The organism is Micromonospora tarensis, from assembly GCF_016803395.1.
Lineage (GTDB): Bacteria > Actinomycetota > Actinomycetes > Mycobacteriales > Micromonosporaceae > Micromonospora > Micromonospora tarensis.
The window spans coordinates 1-2584 of record NZ_JAEVHL010000437.1 but is presented as its reverse complement, the minus strand read 5'-3'; the positions used below and the strand labels follow the sequence as shown (position 1 = coordinate 2584).

2 protein-coding genes and 1 pseudogene are annotated in these 2584 nt (G+C 76.0%); all 3 read right to left on the bottom strand.

From position 1 onward, the window contains the following. Positions 1-596 (bottom strand): annotated as a pseudogene (locus JM949_RS35200) (thiol reductant ABC exporter subunit CydC); the annotation flags it as partial. A gap of 17 nt (positions 597-613) precedes the next feature. Then, complete coding sequence (gene cydD / locus JM949_RS35195; RefSeq protein WP_203152372.1) at positions 614-2290, bottom strand: thiol reductant ABC exporter subunit CydD; 1677 nt, start codon at positions 2288-2290, stop codon at positions 614-616. Then, positions 2287-2584: cytochrome d ubiquinol oxidase subunit II (locus JM949_RS35190; protein ID WP_203152371.1), on the bottom strand; the 298-nt coding region annotated here is incomplete at its 5' end. The genes cydD and JM949_RS35190, both read right to left, overlap by 4 nt.

The window sequence follows — 2584 nt, the reverse complement described above, 5'->3', positions numbered from 1 at the left end:
ACCTCGGCCGCGCTGCGGCGGGTGACCGCGGTGGCCAGCGCCGGCAGGGCCACCCCGGCGACCAGGAGCCCGACGCCGAGCGCACCGGCGGCCGGCGGTGAGATCAGCGCCGCCACGCCGACCGCCAACACGCCGACCAGGGCCGCCGCCGAGCCCGGAACCAGCACCCGCAGCAGCAGGTCCTGGACGGCCTCCACGTCGGAGACCAGCCGGCTCAGCACGTCCCCGGAGCGGTGTACCGCGTCGCGACGGGCCGCGAGGGTGGCGAAGACCCGGGCCCGCACGTCGGTGATCATGCGAAGCACCGCGTCGTGCCCGGCGAGCCGTTCGGTGTAACGGAGGACCCCCCGGCTGATCGCCAGCGCCCGGACCGCGACGATCGCCACGGTGAGCCGGTCCAGCGGAGGCTGGCCGGCGGCGCTCATCAACAACCAGGTGGCGGTGGCCATCAGGGCGAGCCCGGCGAACTCGGTGGCGGCGGCCAGCAGCCCGGCGCCGACCAGGCGGCCCAGGTACGGCCGGGCCAGTCGCAGCACGGCCCGCTCGGCGGCGGTCCGCCCGACCGGTGCGGCGCTGTCGACCGGCTCCGCGTCCATCGGCTGCCCTGCCACGCTCATCGGGTCGCCTTCCCGGTCGACTCGGGTGTCAGTTCGGTGACCCGGCCGTCCTCCACCCGCAGGATCCGGTCGGCGTCGGCGAGCAGCGCCGGTCGGTGCGCGACCAGCAGCGCGGTCCGTCCGGCGACCAGCCGCCGGGTGGCGTCGAGCACCACCGACTCGGCGGCGGTGTCCAGTCGGGCGGTGGGCTCGTCGAGCAGCACCACCGGGGCGGCCCGCAGGAACGCCCGGGCCAGCGCCACCCGCTGCCGCTGCCCGCTGGAGAGCCCGTGCCCGCGTTCCCCGAGCACTGTGTGCAGACCATCCGGCAGACCGGCGACCACGTCGTCCAGGGCGGCGTCCCGCACGGCGGCGGCGAGCGTCTCCGCCGGGGTGTCCGGTGTGCCGAGGCGGATGTTGTCGGCCAGCGAGGCGGCGAAGAGGTGCGCCCGCTGTGGCACCCAGGCGAGCTGCCGACGCCAGGCGTCCAGGTCGGCGGTGGCGAGGTCGACCCCGTCGACGGTGATCCGGCCGCTGGTCGGGGTCACGAAGCCGAGCAGCAGGCCGAGCAGGGTGCTCTTGCCGGCGCCGCTGGGCCCGATGATGGCGATCCGTTCGCCGGGCCGGATGGTGAGGGTCACGTCGCGCAGCGCGGTGGTGCGCTGGTACGCCACAATCACCCCCTCGAACCGGATCTCCCGCCGGGCGTCCGGAGTGGCTGCGCCCGCCGCGGCCCGGGGCGCGGCGGGCGTGGCGGAGGTGGTCAGCGCCTGATCCAGTGCGGCCAACCCCTCCATGCTGGCGTGGAAGCGGCTGCCGGCGGCCCGCAGCGGCAGGTACGCCTCCGGGGTGAGCAGCAACACCAGCAGCGCGGTCTGCAGCGCCAACCCGCCGCCGAGCAGCCGGATGCCGACCGGCACCGCGACCAGCGCCACCGAGAGGGTGGCGACCAACTCCAGCACCAGCGCGGAGAGGAACGCGATCCGCAGTGTCTTCATGGTGGCGACGCGGTGGCCGTCGGCCATCCGGCGGACCACGGCGGTCTGTGCCCGGGCCCGCCCGAACGCGCGAAGCGTGGGTAGCCCGGCGACCATGTCCAGGAAGTGCCCGCCGAGCAGCGCGAGCCGTCGCCACTGCCGTTCGGTGGCGGCCTGCGCCTGCCAGCCGAGCAGCGCGCCGAAGACCGGGATCAGCGGCAGGGTCAGCGCGATGATCACCGCCGAACTCCAGTCGGCGAAGACCACCCGGGCCAGCACCGCGAGCGGCACCGTCACGCTGAGCACCAACTGCGGCAGGTAGCCGGTGAAGTAGGCGTCCAGCGCGTCCAACCCGCGCCCGGCCAGGGTGGCGATCTCACCGGCCCGCTGCCCGGCCACCCAGCCGGGCCCGTGCCGGCCCACCGCGGCGAGCAGGTCGGCCCGGAGGGTGGCCTTCACCGTGGCGGCGACCCGCGCGGAGACCGTGCCCTGCGCCCAGACCAGCGCCGAGCGGGCAGCGACAGCGCCCACGAAGCCGGCCAACGCCGGTCGGTCCAGCCGACCGTCGATGGCGGTGGCGAGCAGCGCCGCGAGCGTGGTCGCCTGCGCCACGATCAATCCGGCGGCCAGCACCCCCAGCAGCGCGAGCACGGCAAGATCGCCCCGGGCCGCGGGGACCCGGCGCAGCAGACGACTGTCGAACGGACGGCGGCTCACCAGTACACCGGTGCCCTACCGTCGGTCCGTCCTCGGAAAACCCACCAGCACATCGCCTGGAAGCCTAGTAGGGCCGGAAGTAGCGGCAGCGCCACCCAGCCGAGCAGCCGCAGAGTCGGGGCGCTGGCGGCGGCGTCGGCGACCGTCAGCGAGGCGCCCGGGTCGCTGCTGGACACCAGCACGTAGGGCCAGAGGGCGGCGCCGACCAGCACCACCGGTAGCGCCAGCGCCGCGCCGGTGCCGAGCAGAGCCCACCCGGGCCGCCGTCGCGCCAGCGCCGCGCGGGCCGCCAGC